Origin of the sequence: Butyricimonas muris, assembly GCF_046365375.1 — a bacterium.
Lineage (GTDB): Bacteria > Bacteroidota > Bacteroidia > Bacteroidales > Marinifilaceae > Butyricimonas > Butyricimonas muris.
Genome location: NZ_JBKEIT010000017.1, coordinates 52,847 through 77,596 on the forward strand (window position 1 = coordinate 52,847; position 24,750 = coordinate 77,596).

The 24,750-nt window shown below is 45.4% G+C and carries 18 protein-coding genes; 8 read left to right on the plus strand and 10 right to left on the minus strand.

Annotated elements, in window-relative coordinates:
* Positions 1–63: 63 nt before the first annotated feature.
* From ACK8P8_RS21580 to ACK8P8_RS21590, 3 genes are all read right to left on the minus strand, one after another.
* Entirely contained in the window at positions 64–1,599 is a 1,536-nt protein-coding gene (locus ACK8P8_RS21580; protein ID WP_099291659.1) for a YifB family Mg chelatase-like AAA ATPase, read from the minus strand.
* A 72-nt stretch (positions 1,600–1,671) separates the two neighbouring features.
* Entirely contained in the window at positions 1,672–2,433 is a 762-nt protein-coding gene (locus tag ACK8P8_RS21585; protein ID WP_099291660.1) for a UDP-2,3-diacylglucosamine diphosphatase, read from the minus strand.
* Between the two features lie 24 nt (positions 2,434–2,457).
* A complete protein-coding gene (locus ACK8P8_RS21590) occupies positions 2,458–3,618 on the minus strand; it encodes a TlpA disulfide reductase family protein (protein ID WP_099291661.1) in 1,161 nt (386 codons plus the stop codon).
* A gap of 171 nt (positions 3,619–3,789) precedes the next feature.
* Between ACK8P8_RS21590 and ACK8P8_RS21595 the strand changes: the two genes are divergently transcribed.
* From ACK8P8_RS21595 to ACK8P8_RS21605, 3 genes are all read left to right on the plus strand, one after another.
* A complete protein-coding gene (locus tag ACK8P8_RS21595; RefSeq protein WP_099291662.1) occupies positions 3,790–4,212 on the plus strand; it encodes a hypothetical protein in 423 nt (140 codons plus the stop codon).
* 122 nt (positions 4,213–4,334) lie between these two features.
* Positions 4,335–6,620, plus strand: a complete 2,286-nt coding sequence (locus tag ACK8P8_RS21600) for a TonB-dependent receptor (protein ID WP_369860275.1) — start codon at positions 4,335–4,337, stop codon at positions 6,618–6,620.
* A 60-nt stretch (positions 6,621–6,680) separates the two neighbouring features.
* Complete coding sequence (locus tag ACK8P8_RS21605) at positions 6,681–7,196, plus strand: heavy-metal-associated domain-containing protein (RefSeq protein ID WP_099291664.1); 516 nt, start codon at positions 6,681–6,683, stop codon at positions 7,194–7,196.
* A gap of 174 nt (positions 7,197–7,370) precedes the next feature.
* Here the strand turns inward: ACK8P8_RS21605 and ACK8P8_RS21610 are convergent, their stop codons facing one another.
* The 7 genes from ACK8P8_RS21610 to ACK8P8_RS21640 form a co-directional block, all read right to left on the minus strand.
* On the minus strand, positions 7,371–8,453 hold the full coding sequence (locus ACK8P8_RS21610) for a phosphotransferase enzyme family protein (RefSeq protein WP_369860274.1): 1,083 nt from the start codon (positions 8,451–8,453) through the stop codon (positions 7,371–7,373).
* 34 nt (positions 8,454–8,487) lie between these two features.
* A complete protein-coding gene (locus ACK8P8_RS21615; protein WP_410026316.1) occupies positions 8,488–9,390 on the minus strand; it encodes a sugar phosphate nucleotidyltransferase in 903 nt (300 codons plus the stop codon).
* An 87-nt stretch (positions 9,391–9,477) separates the two neighbouring features.
* Positions 9,478–10,800 carry a DNA recombination protein RmuC gene (locus ACK8P8_RS21620; protein WP_369860271.1) on the minus strand — a complete coding sequence of 441 codons (1,323 nt, stop codon included), beginning with the start codon at positions 10,798–10,800 and terminating at the stop codon, positions 9,478–9,480.
* 40 nt (positions 10,801–10,840) lie between these two features.
* A complete protein-coding gene (locus ACK8P8_RS21625) occupies positions 10,841–11,404 on the minus strand; it encodes a lipocalin family protein (RefSeq protein ID WP_369860270.1) in 564 nt (187 codons plus the stop codon).
* A 236-nt stretch (positions 11,405–11,640) separates the two neighbouring features.
* Positions 11,641–12,675, minus strand: coding sequence for a dual-specificity RNA methyltransferase RlmN (gene rlmN, locus ACK8P8_RS21630; RefSeq protein WP_369860269.1), 1,035 nt, complete (start codon positions 12,673–12,675; stop codon positions 11,641–11,643).
* Positions 12,676–12,699: 24 nt separating this feature from the next.
* Positions 12,700–13,779 (minus strand): PDDEXK nuclease domain-containing protein, encoded by a 1,080-nt coding sequence (locus tag ACK8P8_RS21635; RefSeq protein ID WP_227217150.1) that lies wholly within the window; start codon positions 13,777–13,779, stop codon positions 12,700–12,702.
* A 144-nt stretch (positions 13,780–13,923) separates the two neighbouring features.
* Positions 13,924–14,457, minus strand: coding sequence for an RNA polymerase sigma-70 factor (locus ACK8P8_RS21640; protein WP_369860268.1), 534 nt, complete (start codon positions 14,455–14,457; stop codon positions 13,924–13,926).
* Positions 14,458–14,677: 220 nt separating this feature from the next.
* Between ACK8P8_RS21640 and ACK8P8_RS21645 the strand changes: the two genes are divergently transcribed.
* The 5 genes from ACK8P8_RS21645 (at position 14,678) to ACK8P8_RS21665 (ending at position 24,629) form a co-directional block, all read left to right on the plus strand.
* Positions 14,678–15,907 carry a FecR family protein gene (locus ACK8P8_RS21645; RefSeq protein WP_369860267.1) on the plus strand — a complete coding sequence of 410 codons (1,230 nt, stop codon included), beginning with the start codon at positions 14,678–14,680 and terminating at the stop codon, positions 15,905–15,907.
* A gap of 91 nt (positions 15,908–15,998) precedes the next feature.
* On the plus strand, positions 15,999–19,466 hold the full coding sequence (locus tag ACK8P8_RS21650; RefSeq protein ID WP_227217147.1) for a SusC/RagA family TonB-linked outer membrane protein: 3,468 nt from the start codon (positions 15,999–16,001) through the stop codon (positions 19,464–19,466).
* An 18-nt stretch (positions 19,467–19,484) separates the two neighbouring features.
* Positions 19,485–21,449, plus strand: coding sequence for a RagB/SusD family nutrient uptake outer membrane protein (locus tag ACK8P8_RS21655; RefSeq protein ID WP_369860266.1), 1,965 nt, complete (start codon positions 19,485–19,487; stop codon positions 21,447–21,449).
* Between the two features lie 61 nt (positions 21,450–21,510).
* Positions 21,511–22,920: a DUF4959 domain-containing protein gene (locus ACK8P8_RS21660; protein ID WP_369860265.1), complete on the plus strand. Its 1,410-nt coding sequence runs from the start codon at positions 21,511–21,513 to the stop codon at positions 22,918–22,920.
* Positions 22,921–22,961: 41 nt separating this feature from the next.
* Complete coding sequence (locus ACK8P8_RS21665) at positions 22,962–24,629, plus strand: DUF4998 domain-containing protein (protein ID WP_410026317.1); 1,668 nt, start codon at positions 22,962–22,964, stop codon at positions 24,627–24,629.
* Positions 24,630–24,750 lie beyond the last annotated feature (121 nt).

The following is a 24,750-nucleotide window of genomic DNA, read 5'->3' on the forward strand; positions in this document are numbered from 1 at the left end:
CGATTGATTGATTTCGTGATTCTATAATCACCTAATCGTCAATCATAAAATCACTGAATTTTTTTATCCTCCCCACCCTTCGCGATCGAGGCTGCGATACTGTATGGCTTCGGCGATGTATTCGGGTTTTATTTTTTCACTGTGTTCCAAGTCCGCTATTGTGCGGGATAGTTTTATGATGCGGTCGTATGCTCTGGCTGATAGGCCGAAACGTTGCATAGCGATTTTCAGCAAGGCGGTGCATCTATCATCCAAAAGACAATATTTTTTCAACAGAGGTGACGTCATCTGGGCGTTGCAATATATGCCTTGATGCTCGCGGAATCGGGCAGTCTGTATTTCTCTGGCGGCAATCACCCGCTCGCGAATGGCGGCACTGGGTTCGCTTTCGGTGTTGCTGGTCATTTTATCCAGTTCGACGGGGACGACTTCGATATGTATGTCAATGCGATCAAGCAGGGGACCCGATATTTTGGACAGGTATTTATGCACGGCTCCCGGCGGACAGTTGCACTCTTTGGTGGGGTGATTGTAGTAACCGCAGGGGCAGGGGTTCATGGAAGCGATGAGCATGATATTTGCCGGGTATTCCACGCTGAATTTGGAACGACTGATGGAAATCATCCGGTCTTCCAGCGGTTGGCGTAAAACTTCCAGTACAGATCTCTGAAATTCGGGTAGTTCGTCAAGGAATAATATTCCGTTATGTGCCAGTGAAATCTCCCCGGGTTGAGGCCAAGAGCCGCCACCGACAAGAGCCACGTTCGAGATCGTGTGGTGGGGGGATCGGAAAGGACGGTTGACGATCAGGGAATTGTTGTTTTGTATTTTTCCCGCGACGGAGTGTATCTTGGTTGTTTCGAGAGCTTCTTCCGTGGTCATGGGCGGCAGGATTGTCGGTAATCTTCGGGCGAGCATGGTCTTCCCCGAACCCGGTGAGCCAATCATGATCATATTGTGTCCGCCCGCGGCGGCGATTTCCATGGCTCTTTTCACGTTCTCTTGTCCCTTAACGTCTTTGAAATCCAATAATTCGTTGTCGGAGTGCTGTTCCATGATTTTCCGGTCGAACACCGCGGGGGAGAATGATTTTTCTTTTTTCAAGAAAGCAATGACCTCGTTGATATGCCGGAAGCCATATACCTCGAAATCTTGAACAACAGCGGCCTCGTTGGCATTCTGATAAGGGAGGATGATTCCTTTGAATCCTTCTTTTTTCGCGTGAATGGCAATGGGCAGTACGCCTTTTACGGCTTGCAGGCTTCCGTCAAGGGACAATTCGCCCATGATGACGTAGTGTTCCAAGTCGGCATCAGGAAGTTGTTCATTGGCAGCCAGAATACCGATACCTATCGGGAGATCGTAAGCGGAGCCTTCCTTCTTCACGTCGGCGGGAGCCATATTGATAATAACTCTTTTACCCGGGATTTTAAGTCCTATTTCCCGGAGGGCGGAATCGATGCGTTGTTGACTTTCTTTCACGGCATTGTCCGGTAATCCCACGATGATGAATTTAGCACCCCAGAGGATGTTTACTTCTATTGTAATTGTAATAGCATTGATGCCGTACACGGCACCGCCGAATATTTTGACTAACATAACTGTCGATCTTTATTTCACATACAGGCAGGTAAGTTAGGATTATTTTACACGGAAACAAAATGGATAGGGTTATTTTTTCTCTTCGAGTTTTTCCAGTGAAACTTTTTCTCCGTCGAATTTGGCATACGTGAAATGAGTAATCCAGTCTCCCGTGTTGATATAATAGCTGGATTCCGCCAGTTGCATAAAGATGGGAAGGTGGCGATGACCGAAAATGAAGTAATCGATGTGCCGTTCCTGCAATACTTTCTTGCAATACAGCACGATCTCTTCTTTGTCATCTCCCAAGTATTCTCTCGCGTCTATTTTTCCGTTTCCTTTTAGTCGGGAGTGTGCCGACCATCTGTTTGCCAAAGCGATACCCCAGTCGGGATGAATCAGCCGGAAGCATCTTTGCAGGAAACGATTGTGGAAGGCTTTGCTGAGGAAAAGATAGCCTTTGTCATTCGGGTTGAGTCCGTCGCCGTGTCCGATAAGGAAGGATTTCCCGTTCATTTCGATTTCGAACATAGAGGTATGCAGGATCACCCCACATTCCTTTGCCAAGTAGTCGAACGCCCAGATGTCATGATTTCCGGTAAAAAAATGAACTTTTATCCCGCTGTCGGTGAAATTGGCGAGTTCTGCCAGAAAGCGCACGTGTCCTTTGGGAACCACGTGTTTGTATTCGAACCAGAAATCGAACATATCACCCAACAGGTAGAGCTCCGAGCAAACGGGTTTTATCTTTTTCAAAAAATCCACGAGCATCAATTCCCTTTCCCGGTTATTTTTCAATAGTTTGGCACCCAAGTGTGCATCGGAGAGGAAATAAACGTTCTTACCCTGCATGATGATATGTTCGTTCTGTTTTTATTATTTCTTCAATAAAGTGTTCAAACGATCTTCCAGACGACTGCCGTACAAGTTCTTGCCGACAATCTCTTTTTTCTGGTTGATGATATAGTTTGCCGGAATATTTTTGATGTTCCAGCTTGCGGCAGCTCTGCTTTGCAAACCACCTTCATCCCATACGCAAATCCAGTTGATCTTGTTCTGTTTTATGATTTCTTCCCACAGCAATCTGTTTTTATCCAGACAGACCATGTAGATTTCAACGCCCTGTTTCTTGAATTTGTCATACACCGTTTTCATCTCCTTGATGTATTCCTGACTTTCTTTGGCGGTGATTAGCCCGAAGTCGAGCACGATATATTTATCTTTCAGGGAGAGCAATGATACCGGTTTCCCCTCCGTGTTGGGAAGAGTGATGTCCGGCAGAGAACTTTCCGAGTTGTTGATCACGGCTGCCAATTGCTGGTTGCGGATCGCTTGGGATATTTCTTTCAAATGGTTCATGATCGCTTTCGTGTACTGCGATTCCGGGTACAAAGCGGTTAATGACGATGCCACTACCTTGAAATAATGAAGGTCTTCTATCTCGTCCATGATACCGAGATTTCCTCCGATTTTCTGGTACAGGGCGTAGTAGGATGCCGGAGAGGTTGCGTGTTTGATGATAAAATCCCGGGTGAAGTTGATCTGTTTGTTTATAGCCTCCTCCCAAGCTTTGGCGTATTCTTCTCTTTGTTTGTCGTAAGCAGGCTCCTGCGGCAGCGCCTGATAGGATTTTCTCAAGGAGTCGGTCAGCGTGATCGTGCGATCGAGTTGGAAGTTTAATAATTTGATCCACAATGAATTTTCCGATCCATCTACCCAATAGTTGTTCTTGATGTCATCGAGTTTTCCACTTATTTCTATTTTTTCTTCCGGAGTGGCGATGATTGTAACCTGCTCGTTATTAGCGAATTTTAGCGCATAGAAGGTCGGTAGGTCAACATTAATCTTGAAAGTAAACTCTCCTTTCTTGTTAATTTTTGTTGAGTCTATAACTTTCCGGGAACTCACGTCAATTTGTTCCAAGTATACTTTCGTGTTGTCCGCGTCTTTGATGGCTCCGGTGATCTCGACATTCGTTTTCTTGCTGCAAGAAGCGATAAGAACTACAAATAGCCCGAATAGTAATATTTTTCTCATAGTTTGTTGGAATGATAAATAATCTACATCTATATTGAAATTCGAAAGTAATACTTTTTTTCGATTTTTTACATCAATAGAGAGAGAATTTGAATAAAAAAAACGTTAATAAATTGTTAATGCTCTGTTTTAGAGTATGTGGATTGAAATAAAGTTTTATTTTTGCAAACGATGAAACAGCAAAAAATGAATATACGCGCCCTTCTGTTATTGGTTGTTTTCCTTTTAGGGACAATCGGGGTAAATGTGAGTAAGGTGTACTGCCATCGTTGTCAGGAAACTTATTCGCGTTTGATATTCATTCCTGCTGATACGCCGTGTCCTTGTACGCACGGTTGTGTTTGTTGTCACTCGTGCCATAATATGCACAAAAAGAATTGTGATAACGCGAAACAACAGCATACATATTATAAGGTCTACGGCGAGTGGGCTGCTTCTCATTTCGAGGTGCAGTTCAGCGATATGGTGATGGAGGTGGATTCTGCCCCTGTCTTTTCCGATCGTGCTACATCTATTGTCAAATCATTTAATCCTGCCTTGACGTACACGGATAATTCTCCGCCATTGGAGTTGCTGTGTACATTCCGTTGTTGATTTATTTCTGTTCCGTGAAGAAGGAATCCCCGCGGGTCCCTTTCAGACTGGTCGTGCGTGTATGCTTGGCCGAGAAGTATTATGTGTGAATTGAAACTAAAATCAAGAGCGAAAGTAATTGTATGAGAAATCTTTTTATTATGGTGTGTTTGTTCGCGTCTTTCGGATTGCAGGCGCAAACAATTAAAGGCCGGGTTATGGAGGAAACAGCCGATGGCGAGGAACCGCTTGCCGGGGCAAACGTGTATTGGGTTGGAACGAGCAAAGGAGCCGTGACGGACGGTAACGGAGAGTTCAAGTTGAAGTGGGAGAAGGTGGGAAAGTTGGTAATCAGCTTTATCGGTTATCGGTCGGATACTATTCAAGTGAAATCGACGGATAAGTTTGTTACCTGTACGTTGCAATCCGGGGAATTGTTGGATGAAGTGAACGTGCAAGCCCGGAAGCAAAGTACGGTGATGACGACCAATCGCCCGTTGATCGAGCAATTGATTACCGGGGAGGAATTGTGTAAAGCCGCTTGCTGTAACTTGGGCGAAAGTTTCGAGACCAACGCGTCCGTGGATGTTTCTTACGCGGATGCGGTGACGGGAGCGAAACAGATTCAGTTGCTCGGGTTGACGGGAAAATACGTGCAGATGATGACGGAGAATATGCCTAATTTTAGGGGACTTGCTTCTCTGTACGGGTTGACTTATATTCCCGGTCCTTGGATGTCGGCTATTTCCGTGTCTAAAGGTACCGGTTCGGTTATCAACGGCTACGAGTCGATGGCAGGCCAGATCAGCGTGGATTACAAGAAACCCCGTGATCCGGAATTGTTTTCGGCAAACGTGTTTACCAGTAGCGAGGGGATGTACGAGTTTAACTCTAATTTCAGTATCCGTTTCAATGATAAATGGAGCACGATGTTCCTTTTGCACGGGGACTGGATGGAGGAGCCTCACGACGGGAATAAGGACGGTTTTCTGGATATGCCCGAAAAGACACAGTATAACGTGATGAATCGTTGGGCGTACAAGGATGATTCTTGGTTCCTTCAATTCGGTGGAAAGTTTATCGACGAAACTCGTGAGGGGGGACAAACCTCGCACGGGGGACATGCCGAGCCGAATCCGACCTACGGGCTTTACAAGATAGGTATCGATACGCGTCGTTACGAGGGATTCTTGAAGTTAGGGTATCTGATGCCTCAATACGAGAACACGAGTATGGCATTGCTGCTGAATTACACGGATCACACGCAGGATTCGTATTACGGGAAGAAAATATATAATGCGGGACAAAAGAGTTTCTTCGCTAATTATATTTATCAGTCCATATTCGGGAATAATCCGGGACAGATGTACTCGGCAGGTATTAGTTTTACTTATGACAAGTATGACGAGGATTTCCGCGATCAATTGGTCGTGGCGGACGGACTCGAGGGGGTGGATGCTACTTTCAAGCGCGAGGAGCGTGTTCCGGGGGCTTTCTTCCAGTACACGGGAGAGTTTTTGGACGAGCGGTTTGTCGTGATGGCGGGTTTGCGTTATGATTATCACAATATTTTCGGTAGTATCTGGACGCCCCGGGCTCATATCATGTATAAGCCGGATGAGTTCACGAATATAAAAGCTACTTTCGGGCGGGGATTACGCACGGCGAATATTCTCGCGGAGAATAGCTACCTCTTGGCTTCTGCCGCTAATTTTTACGTGGAAGGTAAGTTATTGGCTAAGAATCCTCACTTGTTGGACGAGTTGAAGATGGAAGATTCTTGGAATTTCGGGGCAAACGTGAACCGGAAGTTTACTTTGTTCGGACGCACGCTGAATGTTAATCTTGATTACTATCACACGAAGTTCAACGATCAAGTAGTAGTGGATAACGAAACGACATTCGATCAGGTGAATTTCTATAATCTGGAAGGGAAGTCCTATTCCAATTGCTATCAGGCAGAGGTGAAATACGAATTGATTCCTCGTCTGGAAGCGACGGTGGCATATCGTTATAATGACGTGAAGACCACGATTAAGGGAGAGTTGAGACGTACCCCGTTTACCAGTCGTTACAAAGGTATGGTGAACTTGTCGTATTTCACGAACCTGAAAAAGTGGCAGTTCGATTTCACCACGCAGTTCAACGGTTCCGGTCGTTTACCCAAACAGGGAGGCATTGCTGATGAGTTTCGGGTTGCACCTCGTTTCGATGCATTCCAGATTATGAACGCTCAGGTGACAAAATATTTCCGCTTGTGGAGTGTTTATGCCGGATGCGAGAATATCGGCGATTTCACGCAGAAAAATCCGATCGTGAACGCTCACGATCCTTGGAGCAGTACGTTCGACTCGTCGAAAGTCTGGGGCCCTCTTCACGGACGTAAATTCTATATCGGTTTGCGTTTTGCTTTAGACCGGAAAGGATGAGATAAAAACTAAAAGATAAAAGTTGAAGACTAAAAATTGATAATAAATAAATATTTGAATATGAAAACAATGAAGATTTTATTTACGCTGGTAGTGTTCGTAATGATGGGTTTAACCGTGAATGCGCAAGCAAAAAAAGATACGACTGTTATTTTCAAGGTGGGAATCCATTGTCCTTCTTGTAAAGCGAAGTTAGACAAGAATATGCCTTTCGAGAAAGGGATAAAGGATTACAAGTTGAATATGAAGGATTCTACCGTGTTGGTGACCTATCGTATGGATAAGAACTCCTTGCCGGGATTGAAAGCGGCTATCGAAAGACATGACGTGAAAGTTCTTGCTTTGTGTGACAAAGACGGTAAAGTTATCAAATGCGACAAAGGACACAAATGTTGCAAAGAAGGTGCAAAAGCAGAGTGCAAAGGAGATTGCAGCCAATGTGACCACAAGAGCGGAAAGCATGAATGTGAAGGCAAATGTGATCATCACAAAAAAGATCAAACGTGCAAGGGAGAATGCGGTGACAATTGCTGCTCTAAAACCGGAAAGAAAGAAGATTGCTGCAAAAAGAAATAAGAGGAAGGTCCGAAAGTCCATAATGTCGTAAGGTCAAATGTACGGGTGATGTATGTATTATGATAGTGTATATCATTCTGTTATGAAATAATGGACTTTATGGACTTTAGGAGCCGAAGGCTCGACTTTATGGACCTTACAGGCTAAAATAGGGTGGCTTTGCCACCCTATTTTTTATTGTTCCTGAATGAATTGATTCATTTTGTCGAAGTGACGTTCCATGTCTTGTAGAAGGCGGACTTGCACTTTTGTCCGTTGCAGGTTGTGCTCCGGGTAGGTGATCGGGTAATAATGATCACCGTCAAGGTAATCCGTCAGGAAACGTACCGCTTGCAAATAGGTCATCAGAATACATCCTTGTGCCAGTGTTTTTTTCTCTCTTAGGGTAAAGAGGTGTTTTGCCTTTTCCATGAATCCGGCAGTGAACGCCTCAAAAAATGCCATGTTGAATACCACTTCATCAAGGTTGCGGGTTTCTTCCCCGGCCGAGTTACAAGCGGAACGGATGGCATCCCCGAAATCATAATGCACGATTCCCGGCATCACGGTATCCAGATCAATCACGCATAGCGGGCGATCGTTGTGGTCGAACAAAAGATTGTTGGCTTTCGTGTCGTTATGTGTCACCCGAAGCGGAAGGAACCCGTCGTCTTTCAGCTGCTGTAATTCGAGCATTTGCTTGTCGAATTTCTTTAAATATTCGAGCAATTCTTTACTTGACTCGATTCTTTCAGGGCTGGCTTTTGCTAGTGCTTCCTTTAATTCTCGCTGGCGTCGGGGAACGTTATGGAATAAAGGAATCGTTTCCGTCAATAATCTGGCGTCAAAATCGGATATCCGGTTTTCGAATTCGCCGAACCCGATACCCACTTGATAAGCGATCTGGGAGTCCGGAATGACGTCGTAACTCTTTGAGCCCTTGATAAACAAGGAGAGAGTCCAGTAGTTCCCTTCGTAATCCTTGTGATATGCGTTTCCTTTGTCCGTGTAGAAATACGTGATGTATTTACGGGTGATATCACTCACCTTGTGCCGGATAAGACGGTTGCGAATGTGTCCGCATACCAGTTCCTTGTTCTTCACGAGTTTTGGAATATCCTTGAATACGTTGCTATTGAGCCGTTGAAGGATATATTCAACATCCTCATCTACCTTGACGAGATAAGTGTCGTTGATGTGCCCGGACCCGTAAGGCGTGGCCGACACGAATCGACCGCTGGATACGAACGTGTCGTATATCTTCTTTAGTTTATCCATGGCGTTGTTTTTTTATGTTTTCCCGTTGTTTTTTTTATTTCCCCATGTCCGTGTACAGCCCTTCCCCGTCGAATTTTTGTAGGGCATTGTTCACGAGTTCCGTGTCTTCCTTGTAAGTGACACCAAACCATTTTGCGCTGGTGTTCAGTACTTTCACTTTCACGGTCTTCTGCTTGATCAGTTCGTCTACCACGAACGGGATGTATATCTCCGATTTCGGGTTATTGCTGTTGGCATGATAAAAGTCGACAAACTGTTTTTCGATTTCTCCGAAAAGCATAGGCGTGAATCCCCAGAAATTCATGGATACCACATCGTCCTCGTGGAGGATAACACCGGAGTCCATGTCTTTGATAACCGCACCCTCACGTCCGATTTTGGTGCGTTCCGTGATGCTGGTCAGGAAGTTGTCTTTGTCTGCGGTACATACTCCCCGCGATACGGTACCGTTTTCCGACAGCGTGGCTGCTAACCGGTAACCGGCAAGGCTGAAACAGTTTTCGTCCGGATTATTTGCGATGAAATCATGCATCTTCACGAAAGCATCACGACCGTAGAAGTCATCGGCGTTGATAGCGATAAAAGGTTCGTTGATACTGTCTTTTGCCGACCAGATAGCGTGTGCCGTACCCCACGGTTTCTCCCGTTCGATAGGAGGCATATTCCCGGGCAGCCGATCCATTTCCTGAAAGCAATACACGGTTTCCACCAGACTTTCGGCATATTTCCCCACGGCTTCTTTAAATTCTTCTTCAAAGCTGCGGCGGATGATGAAAACGATCTTGTCAAATCCGGCATGCACGGCGTTATAAATGGAGTAGTGCAATAATGTTTTTTTGTGCGGTCCCAACAACGCGAGTTGTTTCAGACTACCGAACCGGGAACCCATACCGGCTGCCATAATGAGCAGGGTGGTTTTGTTTTTCTTTGTTTCCATAAATATATTTAATTTCTTATGAATAATCTCTTGTTAGGGCAAAACTAATAAAAAGTCGGGAAAGAAGCTAGCAAGATGTATTTGTTTTTATACTTCCTCCGTGATGTCGGGTTCCGGAAGTTGAGTCGGGGCATCTTGGGTGGGCAATGCTTCCACCGAACGCAGGTGGCGTTGTATGGCACGGGTGCGTTTTCCCATGACTTCTTCAAGTTGGTTGTTTGCCGTCTGGAGATTCTTTTGAGCTTTTTCGAGCATCCCGCCGAATTTGTCAAACTCGGTTTTCACGGTGCTCAAGATGCGCCATACTTCGCTGCTTCGTTTTTGGATGGCTAAGCTACGGAATCCCATTTGCAGACTGTTGAGAATGGCGGCAAGCGTGGTTGGTCCCGTCACGATGACATGATACTCCTGTTGTAACTGCTCCAACAGCGAGGAACGGCGGATCACTTCCCCGTAAATGCTCTCGAAAGGAAGAAACATGATACCGAAATCGGTCGTGTGGGGCGGGTCGAGGTATTTGTCCCGGATGTCTTTTGCCATACCTCGGATGGTCTGCTCTATATTGCGGGAGGCGGTTTCTACACGTTTCGGGTCACCGCTCTCGTGGGCTTCTAATAGTTGTTCGTAGATATCTTTCGGGAATTTAGCATCCACGGGGAGATAGACGGAGTCTTCGCCGTTGTCTTTTCCCGGTAGTTTTATGGCAAACTCCACCAGTTTGTCCGAGCCTCTCTTCGTTTTGACATTCGTGTCGTATTGTTCCGGTGCAAGGATTTGTTCAAGAAGCATGGAGAGCTGTACTTCTCCTATTGTTCCGCGTATTTTCACGTTGCTGAGTACTCGTTTTAGTCCTCCCACGTCTTGGGCGAGAGTCTGCATTTCTCCTAATCCTTTCTGCACGCTTTCGAGTTGTTTGCTCACGAGTTCGAATGATTGACCGATGCGCTCGTGAAGTGTTTTTTGTAGTTTTTCGTCCACGGTGGCACGCATCTCTTCCAGCCGTTTTTCCGTGTTTTGCAGAAGCTCCTGTTGGCGGGTACTCAGCTCGCCCAGTTTCTCCCGTTGCAGGCGATTCGAGGCGTTCATGCTTTCGGTGAAACTTTTCTGGAACGCTTCTATGGCGGCATTTGTTTGTGTGGTGATATTTTTTAGCGCTTCCCGGTGCTCCGTGCGAAAATTGTTGAGTGATGCGGCAAGTTCTTCTCTATCCTGTCGAGAGCGGTTCTCGTCCGCTTCCCGGTTATAGCGGAATTCCTCCCGGAATGCTTTTTCCACGCGGGCTATACTCTGTTCCAGTTGAACAAAAGATTCCCGGGCATCCGTGCTCTTTCGGGTGCGGAGCAAGATTACGAGCAGTATGATATTGAGGAGTAAAAGTGCTCCCCCGGTGATATACATGAATAATTCCATATTTCTGAGCCTTTAACGGTTCAAAAATATGGAAAATTACTCAGAGTTTGGTGAACTCCTGTCGGATTTGTTCCCGCTCGTGCGGAACGAAAATCAGCGCGGTCGTGTCATACCCCCGTTTCTGTGCCCTGTGTATAAGGTCTTGCAATTTTTTGGGAGGCAGTTTCGGCGTACGGCTCACGATCCAGAGGTGGTCGCATTGTGAACTGCCGATGAGGGCTGCGCTGTAATCCTTTTCAACCTCCAGAATGTGGTAGTCCGTGTTGAAAACCAGAAAAAACGTGACTCTCAGCACCCCGGGGCGAGTGGTGTCCGGGATATGTACTCTCCCGACAATCTCTTTTTTCTCTCCCGATAGACTGTCCCGATAGCCGCATCCGATGACTTCTATGTCGCCGTCGGGTTTAACAACATAGTTGGTTGTTACTCCGACCAGTCCCCGCTCGAAAGGATGGTCAAAACGTGCAATTTCATACCATAGGCCGACATACTTTTTCAAGTCGAGTGAATCGATCGCCCGGTTGTTAATCGTTCCGTCGGATTGCGCTGTTGCTGACATGATATTGCATCCGACAAGCAATATCGCTACTAATAATGTTTTCATAGTACGAGTTGACAGTAAGGTGTTTAGTTACTCGTGATACGTGAAGCCGGGAGGTGAGGTTAGTTTATAAGGTTTATAAAGTTCATAAAGTTTATAAAGTATTCTTTAGCGAGTTCGTAAGGGTGTAAAGCCCATAGAGTCACGGGTGTTAATTGTCCGTTAGTGCTGTTATAAATAAAGTGCCCGCTAGGGTTTATTACTTTATGAACTTTATAAACCTTATAAACTTTATGAACTCATTTATTCTTGTTCGCCAATTGCCCGCAAGCCGCATCTATATCTTTACCTTTGCTGCGGCGGACGTTGACCACGATGTTCTTGCTTTCGAGGAAGCGAACGAATTGATCCCTGTTCGCATCGGGACTGTGGCGGTAGGGTGCGTTGTCGACCTCGTTATATTCGATGATATTGATTTTCACGGGAAATTGACGACAGAATAGCGCCAGTGCTTTGGCATCCTCAAGACTGTCATTTACGCCTTTCAGTAATAGATACTCGAAAGTGGGGCGAGTCCCTGTTTTGTCAACAAAGTATTTTATCGCTTCTGCTAATTTCGGGAGCGGGTATGCTTTGTTAATCGGCATGATTTTATCCCGTGTGGCATTTATCGCGGAGTGTAGAGAAATAGCGAGGTTGAAACGTACGTTGTCATCGGCAAGGCGCCGGATACCTTCCACTATTCCCGAGGTGGATAGCGTGAGGCGGGAAGGCGACATGCCCAATCCGTCATTTCCCGTGATACGGTCTATCGCTTGCAGCACGTTGTCGTAGTTCAATAACGGTTCTCCCATTCCCATGAATACAATATTGGAAAGCGATGTGCCTCTTTCTTCCGCTAGGCGTTTGACGGCAACTACTTGGTCGTATATCTCTTCCGGCAGCAGGTTGCGGGTGAATCCCAATCCTCCCGTGGCACAAAAACTACATTTCAGTTTACATCCCACCTGTGAGGACACGCAAGCTGTCGCTTTATCCCGGCTGGGGATAAGAACAGCCTCGATCAGATTACCGTCGGGCAATGTGAATCCTAACTTTGTAGTACCGTCGCTGCTTTCTTGCCGATGAGTAAGTTTACCGGTCTGTAAAGTGAATAGTGAGGCAAGACGTTCCCGGGTTTCTTTCGACAGGTTCCTCATATCATCAAAGTTCGTAACTCCCTTTTGCCAAAGCCATTGCCATATTTGCTTTGCCCTAAATGCCTTCTCCCCGTGTTGCACGAGGATTTCTGCCAACTCCTTTTGTGTGTATGCCCGTATATTTGTTTTTTCCATGTGTATTTTGCTTGCGGTAACCTTTTATATTTTTTCAATTCCCTTTTCTGTTTGCTGTTGCAATTGGAAAATTTCTTTTTGTCGTTCGATTTCGATTCTCAGTTCTTGTTCTGAAGGCAGATAAGTTAGATACTTGGCAGCAAATAGTTGTGTATTATCATGTAACACGGAATAGCGAGCAATATCTTGACTTGTTTCGGCACAAAGAATCAAACCTATTGTAGGATTATCTCCTTCTGTTCGTTTAAGTTCATCGTACATCCTCACATACATGTCCATTTGTCCCACGTCTTGATGCGATATTTGTGTGGTTTTTAAGTCTATTAATATAAAACATTTAAGTATATAATTATAGAAAACTAAGTCTATAAAATAATCTCCGGCATCAGTACTAATATGTTGTTGACGTGCAACAAAAGCATAACCCTTTCCCATTTCCATGAGGAATTTTTGCAGGTGAGAAAGGATACTGCTTTCGAGTTCTGTTTCGGTAAAATCAATATTTGACGATAGCCCTAAAAACTCGGCAACGATCGGATTTTTGATAAACTCTAGTTTATCTTGTTGGAAAAGCTCTGTTTTTTGTTTCATCTCATCAACAATTGGCTTCTGGTGCTGAGATTGTAATAGACGGTAATAATATTGTGAAGAAATGTTTCTGTCGAGAGTACGTACACTCCATGTTTCATGAATAGCTTCTCGCATATACCAATTTCTTGCATTGATATCTGTTACACTAACCAGTCGTCTACAGTGAGACCATGTCAATTTTCCACACACTGTGTGGAAAATTTCGGGAGAAAATTCTATATAAAACTGTCGACAGTAGTACAACAAACTTTTTGAAAATCCTTTGCCAAATTCATGAGTGAGTTCCTTGGATAACAACTTCAAAAGATAAACACCGTAATCGGCTCGTTCTTTGCCTTCTTGTTCCTGTTCTACAATACGTTTACCAATATTCCAGTAAGTTTCCAACATGGCGGAATTAATCGTTACGTAAGCCTTGTGTTTGCCTTGTTGTACTATCTGTTTTATATCTTCAACAAATTGTTCTTCTAAAGAATTTTCATAATGACTATGCTTGTTTGATACTTTGCTCATTGATTTGTTTTTTCCATGTGTTGTCGTTTTCCACCGCAAAGATAAGGAGAAAACCGGAAAGTAGGAAACTATGCAGCTGTAATAGAAAATAGTTTCCAGTGTCACTGAAAAGTAGTTTCCAACGCTACTGGAAACTATTTCACCCTAAAACTCTATCCAAATATCATTCTCTGAAAAATATTCCCTCAATTTATGAATTGCTCGGCTTTTCAATACTTTGACGGTATTCACGGCAATGCCCAATTCTTCTGCGATTTCTTTCGTGTTGTTTCCGGCAAGGGAGAGGTCCACGATTCGTTTGCATTGTGGGGGAAGGGCATTGATTGCTTCAAGTAACAGTAGATTCGTTTCTTGCTCAATAATCGTGTCCCACACGGAATCTTCCTGTTCATTAATAAATGTTACCTGCTCGTAACGGTTCTTTTCACGGGCGAGTCCCCGGAGATAATTCAAGGATTCGTTACGCACCATGATAAACAGGTAATTTTCGATGGATTCCAAATTCTCGTCTTGTTTCTTATTCTCCCAAAATTTGATGATCACCTCTTGAGCTATATCCTGTGCGGCATCCGAATCTCCGGTTATTTTGAATGCGATGGCGCATAAAGATGCGAAGTACTCTCGGATAAAATCTCCCAGATCAAAATGATTGCCCGTGACCTTTTTATTACTTCGCATATAGAAATCTTTTATTAATCCAATGAAGCACCACTACAATATTGGATGAATAAATGTGCAACAAATATACACATTTTTATATGATTCCTGCAATACGTGGTTTTGTCTTTCTTGAAAAATCAAGGAGTACGATTGTGATTGTAAAATATTTTCAAAAAAATTATCCTCTCGTGTAATACCAAACGATAATCAGTGGTGTCTTTAGATAAAATGTAAAAGAATGAAAGAATTTCAGAGTCATCAAATCGCACGGATCATCTTACGCGTAAGATACGGCATCGCTACCGAAGAGGAGAAGCGGGTGTTTGAGGTCTGGATTAAAGGGAGCGAAGGGCGGCAGGTGCTTTATGACAAGATTGTTGCCGACGGGAGTTTGAAGGAACATTTGAATTTGAAATCGGGATACGATCTACAAACGGACTACGGGAAATTGCAGTCCGATATTTTGCGCTCTTTGACGAGGCGGAACAGGCAAAAGCGGGTAAAACGTTATCTCTTGTGGTGCGGTAGTGCCGCGGCAGTCTTCATACTGGGGAGTATGCTCCTTTTCGAGTACGTGCTAGATACCCCGAAAAAGGTACAACTCAAGAAAGTGGAAGTTGCCAAGGTGTTGCCTTCCGCGGCGACAGTACAGGATAAGGTAATTCTGGTTTTGGCGGACGGGGAAAAAGTGGGGATGACCAAGATACAACAGGATTCCACTCGGGTGGGGACAGCGTTGGTCATGGGACAGGAGGACAAGTTGGTTTACGATTCCGACCGGATGCAAGCAGACTCGGTGATGCCGGATAAGCTGGAGATGAACAAGGTTATCACGACAACCGGGGGCTTCTACTCTTTGGTATTAAGCGACGGAACTCGGGTTTGGCTCAATTCCGAGAGTGAATTGGAATTTCCCGTTCTTTTCGGCAAGGGCGAAAGGGTGGTACGCTTGGAAGGCGAAGCGTTCTTCGAGGTAACCCCGGATGCCGCACGGCCTTTTATCGTGCGAACCAACGATATTCGCACGAGAGTGTTGGGAACCTCTTTTAATATCAAGGCTTATAAAAACGAGGTTGATGTGATAACCACGCTTTTCACCGGGAAGGTAGACGTGGCGTCATTGGCGGATACCACGGGCAAGGTGGTTCTTTCACCCGGTAAGCAGGCGGGTTGGAGTCCACAAACCGGGAAATTGAGCGTGTCAGAGGCGAATCTGGATAACGTCATCGCTTGGAAAGAGGGTATGTTCGTGTTTAACAAAGAAAATATAGAGGTTGTGACCCGGCAGATAGAGCGTTGGTATGGCGTGAAATTTATTTATGAAACCGGGGCAAAGAAGGATTACACGTTCAACGGTTACTTTAGCAAGGACGAAACGCTGAAGTCTATCTTGGAGGCGTTCACCTTCACGGGGGGACCTGAATTTAAAATCGAGGGAAATGTCGTGTACGTAAGAAATAAATCATAATAAAAAGCAAAATGGAGCAACTTCGCGGGCGCTCCACTTTGACGACCTTGTTCAGCGACAAGGCTAATGTTAAATTTAATATCACAAATCTATGAAAAAAAGGACGAAACCAAAAGTCTTTTCAGGACTTTTATGCACGTGCGGAAAATCGTTTAGTGTTTTTTCACTTTTCGTGGCACTGTTGCTGGGGTCTGCCTCGCTTTTAGCGCAGCAGGCAAATCAGAAAACCATTTCAATTGACTTCAAGGATTTCAGCGTGTTGCGGGCACTGCACGAGATCAATCGATTGGGAGGAAACGTGGTCACCTTCCGGGAAGAGGTCGTGATGAAAGAGGCGAAAAAGATTACCTTAAAACGGGAAAATATCACCGTGTTCGAGGCGGTAAAGGCTTGTTTGGAGGGAACCGGATTAACTTGTTCACAACAAGCAAACGGTAAAATTCTTGTCGGGCCGAAACAGGAATCCAATTTGCTTAAAATCAGTGGTCGTATAGTGGACGAAAAGGGAAATCCTGTTGCAGGGGCTACGGTCGTGATTGTGGGGACAACGCAGGGTGTTGCTTCCGATGGGGAAGGGCAATATACCATTGCCGCCAAGCCGGACGATGTATTGCGGGTTTCTTTCATCGGGTACAAGACCGTGACCGTTGATGTTAAAGGGAAAAGCAAGTTAAATGTTACATTAAATCCCACCGAGGAAAACCTCGAGGAGGTGACCGTTGTGGCATTCGGTGAGCAAAAAAAGGAAAGTGTGGTTTCCTCTATCACCACCGTTCGCCCGATGGATTTGAAATCATCAAGTAGTGATTTGACTTCCAGTTTTGCCGGAAAGATCGCCGGTATCATTGGTTGGCAAACGGGTGGTGCGCCAGGTGCATTGACCGAGGAAGAGATGAATACTAAATTTTACATCCGCGGTATCAGTTCATCCAACGGGGTTTCCGAGCCTTTGGTGTTGATTGACGGGGTAGAATCCTCTCGTTTGGATTTGGCCCGTATGGCACCGGAAGACATTGAAAGTTTCTCCGTGTTGAAAGATGCCTCCGCCACGGCGATGTACGGAGCCCGTGGGGCGAATGGTGTAATCCTCGTGACCACGAAGAAAGGAGAGGCGGGAAGCGTTTATACCTCTGTGCGTTACGAGGCTGTAGCTTCCATGCCGACGGATAAAATCGAGGTTGTAGACCCGAAAACGTATATGTTGATGTATAACGAGGCGTTGATTACTCGTAACCCGAGTGCCACTCCCGCCTATTCGTTGACGAAAATCGAGCGCACGGGAGATCCCAGGTATCCCTCGTGGCTTTATCCTGCTAATGACTGGTATAAGATTTTGTTTAAAGATGTATCTATCAACCACCGTGTGGGTGTAAACGTGCGTGGGGGCTCCGAACTGGTGCAATACTATGCTTCTGTGAATTACGTGAATGATGAAGGTATGTTGAAAACCGACAAATTGAATCAGTTTGACGTGAATATCAAGAATTCCACTCTTTCCTCTCGTTTGAACTTGAACGTGAACCTGAATGCCGGGATTCGTTTATTGGCAAATACCTCTTTTTCCGTGGACAAATATCATGGACCTAAAGCGGATGTGCATACGGCTTATGCTATGGCGTTTAACGCATCGCCGGTGGATTTCGCCCCCACTTACCCGGGCGATAAGGAAAATGGATGGCCTCATCTTCGTTTCGGGAACGTGAAAGGGCGAGATGATGTAGTTAACCCTTATGCTAGTATACAAGCCGGTTACACGGAGCGAGGACGGTTTTCCTTAACCTCTCGGCTCGAGTATATTCACAATTTATCTACCTTGTTGAAAGGTCTGGAGTTACGAGCCAGCGTATCGTACTCGAATTCCAATTATTTCCAAGAAATTTATGAAACCAAACCTTTTTATTATGCTTGTGATCCGGAGAACGGGGGATATGATTTTGAAACGGGCGAACATTTTTTGACTCCAGTGAATAATAATGGGCGTCGTACCTTGGGAAAACCAGAATTGGGAACAGGAATTAGTCGGAGTATCTCCACCCAATGGGTATACGAGGGACGTTTGTTGCACACGGCGGCATGGGGAGAGCACCAAACTTCTTTGACTGCTGTCTTTCAAGCTCGTCAGGCAAGTCATGCCCCGACTAAAGATTTGTATGATGGTATTGAGAACCGTAATTTAAGTTTTTCCATGCGTGGCAGCTACGGGTTCTTGGATCGCTATTTTGTAGAAGCCAGTTTCGGTTACAATGGTTCCGAGCGTTTCACGAAAAATAATCGCATGGGATTCTTCCCTTCCGCGGGAGCTGCTTGGATCGTGTCGAAAGAAAATTTCTTGCAAGGTGCAAGTAATATCGTTTCTTTCTTGAAATTGCGAGGTTCTTACGGGAAGGTCGGTAATGACGGGATTATCGCTACTCCGCGTTTCGTGTATATGCCACAGATTGGTAAGTCTGAATACGTGAATACAGGTGTTTATCCGGAGGTTGGTAACGATGATGCTTTTAGAAGAAAACAAATTCAAAATTACGGGGATCCGGATGTGAAATGGGAAATTTCCGAACAGGTAAATTTGGGATTGGAATCTCGTTTCTTTAGAGATGTATTGGAATTGAATGTTGATATTTACCAAGAGATTCGTCATAATATTATCGCTAACCGTACGGTGATTCCTGCCAACATGGGTATCGAATTGTACCCGTTGGACAACATGGGTAAAGTGCGTTCTCGCGGTATGGATTTGTCAGCAAAAGTGCAACACGCTTTCTCGCCCGATTTCTGGATTATCTTGAATGGAACCTTCACTTACAATAAAGCGGTTTACAAGGAACTGGAAGAGGCTACCGACAAGCCTCGTTGGCAATGGAAAAAGGGACACGAGATTTCGCAACAGATCGGGTATATTGCCGAGGGATTGTTCCATGATCAGGCAGAAATTGATAACTCTCCTACTCAATCCACGGCGGAGCCGGGAGATATTCGCTATCGCGATATCAACGGCGACGGTACGATTGACGTGGAAGATGCCGTGCATATCGGGTTCCCCGAAACACCGCGTATCATCTATGGTTTCAGCGGTTTCGTCAACTATAAGAATTGGGAATTCAATTTCTCGTTTCAAGGATCCGGTAACCGGGGATTCTTCCTTAATCCGGGGGCACTCTCTCCCTTCGTGAACGATCATGCCATGTTGAAAGCGATATACGACAGCCATTGGACGGAGAAGAACGCGAGCGATCGTCCTTTCTGGCCGCGCCTTTCCACGCAGAGTATCACGGTCAATAACCCCCAGGAAGATTGGGATAACATTAATAACGGGGAGCGTAAATCCACCTATTTCATGCGTGAATGTCGTTTCTTGCGTTGTACGTCGTTAGAGGTGGCTTACAATCTACCCTTGAATTTGCGCACGAAACTTCGCATGCAAAACGTGAAATTCTTTGCTAGGGCGAACAATCCGTTTATGTTCAGTAACTTCAAGTTGTGGGATGTAGAGTTGGGTGAGAACGGGTTCAATTACCCGATACAAAAAACTTATGCCGTGGGTGTGAGTGTTAGTTTCTAATTTAAAAAGTATGACGATATGAAACGATTATTATCATCAGTTTTATTAATGCCGTTCTTCCTTTTTTCCGCTTGCGATAGTTGGTTGGATATCGTGCCGGAGGAAGATATGACAACCTTGGATACGGAGTTCGAGACTCGGAATGAGGCAGAGGAATGGTTACGAAGTTGTTACATCTTTTTGCAGGAGCCCGTTCCATCGATTATGGAAAACGAGGCATTCTTTGGTGCTGACGAGTTTGTGGCGTGCGATTACGTGCGAAGTATAATTGACGGCAATCAACGTCCCGTGTTCGCCGGATTGATGATTGGTAGTGCGATGCAGACTTCATTGGACCCGTATAGTGACCGTTGGTCGAAAAAAGTAGCTATAAATGGGAATTTAGTAGGTAGAACGGATTACTACACGGCGATCAATATGTGTAATCATTTTATCAGTAAGGTTGATCAGGTGTATAATTGGGACGATGCAGAGAAGCGTGAACGGAAAGGAGAGGTGATGGCGTTGAAGGCGTACTACTATTTTGAATTGGTGCGTCGTTACGGGCCTATTATTCTGGTTCCTGAGAATATCGACCCGAACGTGGACGTGCAGTCGATGAAAGTGCCGCGCAGTCACGTGGATACTTGTTTCAATGCAATTGTTCAATTGTGTGATGAGGCGGCGAAGTTACTTTTCCCGTTGGAGCAGAAGGAAGCCAGTCGGCGGGCTTATTTCGGCAAAGAGGCGGCCTTGGCACTGAAAGCCCGTGCGTTGGCGTATCAAGCTTCCGATTTGTTTAACGGGAACCCCGATTACCGGGATTTCACGAATAAAAACGGGGAACCCTTGTTCAGCACGACGAAAGATCCGGAGAAATGGCGACGAGCTGCTAAGGCTGCTGTCGAGGCTATCGAGGTTTGTTTAGAGAGCGGGAAAAAATTGGTCGACGGGCAATCCGGGACATCTGAATTATTGGGATACATGAAAAATATCGAAATGTCCACCACTACCTTTAATTTCCAGAGCGCAGAAGCCTTACTCATGATTAAACCCAATGGTGCGGCGGGAGAATTTTACCCTTACACTTTACCTCGTACCCCGACGGGAGAGAGCAAATTGCAAGGAGCTTGTATTAGCCCCAGCATGAAGATGGTGGAAATGTTCTACACGGACAATGGTTTGCCCATTGACCAGGACCCCACTTATGGTGGTGGTAACCCCTACCAGTTAATAAAAGTGACCGATCCGAAATATACTGATGTTATCATGTTGGAGGAAGAGATCCCTTATCTGCATACGCGTCGAGAACCGCGTTTTTATGCCGATATCGCTGCAGACCGCACGTACTGGCAATTGGGACCGACCACCGACCATCGTTACAAGGTGGAGGTGTACCAGGGTGAGGATTTCGGGCTAAAAGAGAATCGTATCAATTCCTTGTTGCGCCAAAATCTGACCGGTTATTTCTTGAAAAAATGGATATATTCTTCCTGCGCTCTTCATGACTATGCAACGAGTTTGAATTCCCGGGGTAGAAGACCGTTCCCCTTGATTCGTGTGGCGGAGTTATATTTGTTGGCGGCAGAGGCATACAACGAGATAGACGATATGCCCAATGCTTACAAGTACTTGAATGCGGTCCGCGAGCGTGCCGGAATTCCGGATGTAGAGGTGTCTTGGGCAATGGCAAAGGATAAGAATAAAGTGAAAGATAAATCAGGCTTACGTGAAATCATCCGCCAGGAGTGGAACATCGAATTTGCGTTCGAGGGGATGCGTTTCTGGAATTTGCGTCGCTGGAAAACAGCTCACGTGGAGTTGAATGACAAATTGTATGGTTGGGTAGTCACGGGTAAAGACGCTCAAAACTTCTATAACCATGGCAAAGGTCCGGTGATTGTTAGCAATGAGAATAAATTCGTGGCACCGCGGGATTATTTCTGGCCTATTGCGAGTATGGAGATCATGAATTCCGGTTGCGTGCAGAACTTGGGATGGTAAATGAATTTATGATTGTAGATTTACGATTTTAGATTGTGAACTTAATTGAAAATTTTAAATTATGATACGAAAGATATTATTTTTGTTGGTATTGTTTTCCGGATTTTTTGCTTGCAAGGAGGACGAGGACTTGAGTTTCGACGTGCCCGTGGAGTTCCGTAAGCTGGATTTTCAGCCTGTTCCGGGAGGTGCCATGATGAAATATTACGTGAAAAACGCGGATGTTTACGGGGTACGTGTTCGTTACCGTGACGCTTGGGGGGAATTGCGTACCCGGGAGGGGTCTTACTTGGGCGATACGTTGTTGTTGACCGGTTTTACCGAGGCACGGCAGAACGTGTCCGCACAAATCTCGTTTTTCAATCGTTCCTTCGTGGAGTCGGAAGCCATCGAGGCGACTTTCAACACGGAGAATTCGGCTACCGTGGCTTTGTTCGATAGTTTGAGGGTTCAAGAGTTCTGGGGTGGATTCTCTGTGTCCTATACAGCCCCGGAAACCGTTACCGGTATGGTGCATGTATTCTACATGGGAACCAACCCGTTGACCGGGGAATTGGATTCGATTCTAATGTCCAGTACTCCCATTAAAAGTGGAGGAGACACGCTTAACTTCGAGATGTCGCAAGTGATGGAAACCACGGATGTTATTGTGCGGACGGATGATTTTGACGGGAAGCGGGTGAAACTTCAAGTGTATAAAAGTTTGCCTTGTCTTTCGATGGATACCTTGAAATACGAGGATGATTTCCTTTACGAGTTCGGGGGAAAGACGGTCACTAATGCTACGCATGGGTTCGGGTTGGAATACCTGTTCGATGGCGATAAACGGGGTATCGGCTTCCGTAGAAATAAACTCGCGGGGGTTCAATACAAGTACGACACGTACGTGGTGGGACCGAATGCTTTTTATCACGAGGGGGCTAAAGAGAATCGTTTTATTATTGATTTGAAGCAGGAGCGGGTTCCGGCGGCGGTTTCTCTCTATGCTTTTTTGAATTATCAAACGTCTTGGCCTAAAAATGGAGAATCATCGACTGTTGTATTCCCTGATCTTGTGTCAGATATATGGAACGGTCAATATTATGCTCACCTTCCGGCGAAGGCAAAGTTGTATGGTACGAATAGTGACCCGAAAACGGTAGACCTTTCCTCGTGTGTGCTTCTTTACGAGTTGGATGATGATGTGGATGATCTTTGGAATTCTTGGGCTACCCGTACTGATTGTTTGGGAGGTCAAGGAGGAGCCGGTTGGAGAGAAGATTGGAGACAAGGAGACGAGAAAGACGTTTTGGCAGCTGATCCGGTGGTTTTACGGATGTTGTGTAATTACGAGGCGGGAAGAAAATTCCGTTATTTGATTCTGGTGGTCACGGATACTTATGATAATGTGGGAAATTGGTATCAACCGGAAGCTAATGCCCGTGAGTACGTGACGTTCAATGAAATGGAAGTGTGTATAAAAGCGGAATAAATCAAAGAATGCTCAAAATGATGAAAAACAAATTATACTATATGACATGGTTTTTCGCGGCTCTCTTCGTGGTGAGTTGCGAGGACTTGGAAGACACGTACGATGAATTTAGCGGTGACGGGGTGATTCGATACACGGGCAAGTGTTCGGATTTGAATATTGCACCGGGTTGGGAGCGTTTGCGTGTTTCTTGGAAAGGGAATATCGATCCTGATATCGAGAAGGTGAAAATTGCTTACCAATCGGAACTTGATGCCGAGCCGATGGTGGTTTACGTGACGCCCAAGGATGTGTTGGGAGACGATTTAATGGATACAATCTATTTGGAGAACTTGCAGGATGCCGTTTATTCCGTGAAAGTGAGTAACGTGGCTGCCGATGGCACGGAATCACTTGTGGAAACCAATTACGGTCGTCCTTACACGGAAGTGCACGAGGATTTGCGTTCTTTTACCCGCGGTATTGTCAATTTCTACCCGGTAACCGATAGGCTGGTGGTGACGTTGGACGGGAAGAATGCCAATTTAAAAGAGATCAACTTGAGATACTGGGGTACCGATGGGAAAGAATATACTTGGAATATTCTTAAAAATATGGGGCGTAGTGTTCAATTTATCGACGATATTATGTTTATGTTGCCCAATGAGGACGGGAGTATCGCTGAAAGCGTGGGCGTTGATTTCAATAAGCCGCTCACGGTGGAGCGAAGGGGCTTGCTCGCGGGGTGTATTGACACGATTAAATTCGATCCCGTGACCTTGTCGCTGAAAGAACGGGTGTGGTCTTCCGGTTTCGTGAACGTGATGATGCACGAGTACGGGATTGATTGGCAAAGCAAGGTGGATGACGTGGAAGTACTCGAATTGGATTACAATTTGCCAACTTTTCAAGACCTATTCTATTTTCCGAACTTGAAAAAGGTGCTTTTGGGTAAAAATCGTTATATGTTGGACAACCATCAGGAAAACGTGAGTACAACAGATCCCTATCTCGCGTTAACTACTTTGTACTACTTAAGTAAGACGCGTGGCGTGGAGGTGGAATGCTACAACCAACACTATCTTTTCGCGAAATATTATGGCCAGTCGTATATTGATATGTTGTCAACAGATGATCCGGGATACCCACCGTATGTACCGGCTACCCCGGCAAAAATCGACATGAACTGGTTGAACGAGAAAGGAGGCGAGAATTTGAACGAGATGCCCGCGATTGAGCCGCTCGACACGGAAGGTTGGGAGTTGACTTGTTCGGATACCACGTACAATGGAGATAAGAAATACGGCGTGGCTTGTATGTTGGATGATGACCCGGCTAGCGTTTTTGAACCGGGAACGGATTTTAACTTGTTCACGGTGACCGTGAATATCGACATGAAAAAGTTGCAACCCTTGCACGGGTTCAAGTTCGTGCAAGCTAACACGGGTTCAACCGATATCGAGAAAGAGTTGAAATACTTGCTTTCTTCTTTGAAAATAGAGGTTTCCGCGAATGGTTATAGCTGGGAACAAGCTACGTTCGACGAGGGAGGCGTTTCCCTGGGAAATGCTATCGGCGAAACCACGTTTATCAATATCCCGGTTGACAAGCGTAAGGATGTGCAATACATCCGCTTGAGCATGAACACGAAAGTCGTTGGTGAAACGACTTCGGGATTGCCCATATTCAGCCTTCGTATCGGCGATTTTATTCCTTACATCTATCGATAAAATTCACATGGTGACTTCCCCACTCCGGCGGGGAAGTTCCTTACTCGTTTGCAATAGATTGTGGACGGGGAGGAGTATCATTTGTAAAATAATGAAACTATGAGTAAAATAAGATTTTTAC